The following is a 1,341-nucleotide window of genomic DNA, read 5'->3' as shown; positions in this document are numbered from 1 at the left end:
GTGGCGTTCTTCGATACGCACCACGACCAATGCCGTTCCGCAGAGAAACGCATACAGCGCGAACCGAAAGACGGCTTCGCGCCAGCCGATAGCGCGGACCATCACCGGATCCTGGGCGACCGACAGCGCAAATCCCACCAGGGTGAAGGCCAGCACCACCGCGGCCCGGCGTGTCGACACGTCGAGACCCACCAGCACCGGCAGCAGGGTCATGATCAGCAACGGATAGATCCCGTCGGTCGACAGCATCTGAAAACCGGTCAGCGCCAACACATCGATGGCGGTGAAGGCGAACGGCTCGAATCGGCGCACCCGCGCCAATGGGCCCATACCCACCCACTGGCGCGACGGAGCGAACGCCATCACCAGCGAACACAGTGCGATCACCGAGTATCCGACGATGAGGATGGTTTGTTGCGTCCACTGCGACGGCCGGGTCCCGATCAGCATCGCGGCAACCATCAGCGCCACCACGCCGATCCGTAACACCGAGGCGATCCGGTAGGACCGCAAACGGTGCACGCGGCGCACTCGTTCCAGTTCGACGTCGCTGGTCGCCACACGAACACCGTACTCAGGGTGGGGGCGAGCAAACTGCGGAATACCGATCGCGAGTCTGGCGATTACGAACAGTTCGGTGCAGGCGAGCGCTACACTCTGGCAATGGTCGGCGCTGTGACGCCTGAGAAAGTGCGTGTGGTCGTCGGCGATGACCACCCGCTGTTTCGCGAGGGCGTGGTACGCGCGCTCTCGTTGAGCGGTTCGGTGAATGTTGTCGGCGAGGCGGACGACGGTACGGGCGCTCTGGAGTTGATCAAAGCCCACCGGCCCGACGTCGCACTGCTGGACTACCGCATGCCCGGGATGGATGGTGCGCAGGTGGCGGCGGCAGTGCGCAACAACGACATACCCACCCGGGTGCTGCTGCTCTCGGCCCACGACGAATCGGCGATCGTGTACCAGGCCCTGCAGCAGGGTGCCGCCGGATTCCTGCTGAAGGATTCGACCCGGTCCGAGATCGTCAAAGCGGTTCTCGACGTCGCCAAGGGCCGCGACGTCGTCGCGCCCTCCCTCGTCGGCGGCCTGGCCGGGGAGATCCGGCAGCGCGCGGCACCGACTGCTCCGGTGCTGAGCGCGCGCGAACGCGAGGTGCTCAACCGCATTGCGCGCGGCCAGAGCATTCCCGCGATCGCCGCCGAATTGTATGTGGCACCGTCGACGGTCAAGACTCATGTGCAACGCCTGTACGAGAAGCTCGGTGTCAGCGACCGGGCGGCCGCGGTCGCCGAGGCGATGCGCCAGAAACTGCTTGATTGATCGCGGTTTTCGCCGCGAATCAGA

The 1,341-nt window shown here is 65.3% G+C and carries 1 protein-coding gene and 1 pseudogene; one reads left to right on the top strand and one right to left on the bottom strand.

Translation table 11 applies throughout. The annotated features are described in order from the left end of the window. Positions 1 to 561, bottom strand: a pseudogene (locus AC5Y6Y_RS25720) (sensor histidine kinase); the annotation flags it as partial. A 102-nt stretch (positions 562 to 663) separates the two neighbouring features. Between AC5Y6Y_RS25720 and AC5Y6Y_RS25715 the strand changes: the two are divergent. Then, positions 664 to 1,317 carry a response regulator gene (locus tag AC5Y6Y_RS25715; protein ID WP_463829103.1) on the top strand — a complete coding sequence of 218 codons (654 nt, stop codon included), beginning with the start codon at positions 664 to 666 and terminating at the stop codon, positions 1,315 to 1,317. Positions 1,318 to 1,341: the final 24 nt, after the last annotated feature.

Source organism: Mycobacterium sp. NGS24 (genome assembly GCF_059813065.1).
This window is presented reverse-complemented; position numbering and strand designations above follow the sequence as displayed.

What these genes read in the sequence shown, in the direction of transcription:
- AC5Y6Y_RS25715 (WP_463829103.1), top strand. Translation starts at nt 664, where the DNA reads ATGGTCGGCGCTGTGACGCCTGAGAAAGTGCGTGTGGTCGTCGGCGAT.